Origin of the sequence: Algoriphagus halophilus (assembly GCF_900129785.1) — a bacterium.
GTDB lineage: Bacteria > Bacteroidota > Bacteroidia > Cytophagales > Cyclobacteriaceae > Algoriphagus > Algoriphagus halophilus.
The window spans coordinates 29632-29908 of sequence record NZ_FSRC01000005.1 but is presented as its reverse complement, the minus strand read 5'-3'; the positions used below and the strand labels follow the sequence as shown (position 1 = coordinate 29908).

Genomic DNA, 277 nt, shown 5'->3' with positions numbered 1-277 from the left:
GGCGCTCCGGGAAAATTCACCCACTGGCTACGGTACGTGCTCTGGATATAAGGCTCCCCCTTGTATCCCGCATAGCCCGGGTTGATGTGCAGCCCATTGAAAATATACTGGCTGAACTGGGGAAGCTGCTGGCTAAATACTTCTCCACCGCTAGTCATCACAACCAGCAAAGCAGACATGCCTAGAATTTTAAAAAGAGTTTTCATATCACGGGAGAGTTATATGCTATAAAAGATTGAGAGGAAATAAGCTTTAATTTCCTCTCTTTTCATGGGTT

The 277-nt window shown here is 45.5% G+C and carries 1 protein-coding gene; it reads right to left on the bottom strand.

What is annotated here, in order from left to right; genetic code table 11:
- The coding region (locus BUR11_RS20845; protein WP_143186103.1) for a type IX secretion system membrane protein PorP/SprF at positions 1–206 on the bottom strand (206 nt) is incomplete at its 3' end.
- Positions 207–277: the final 71 nt, after the last annotated feature.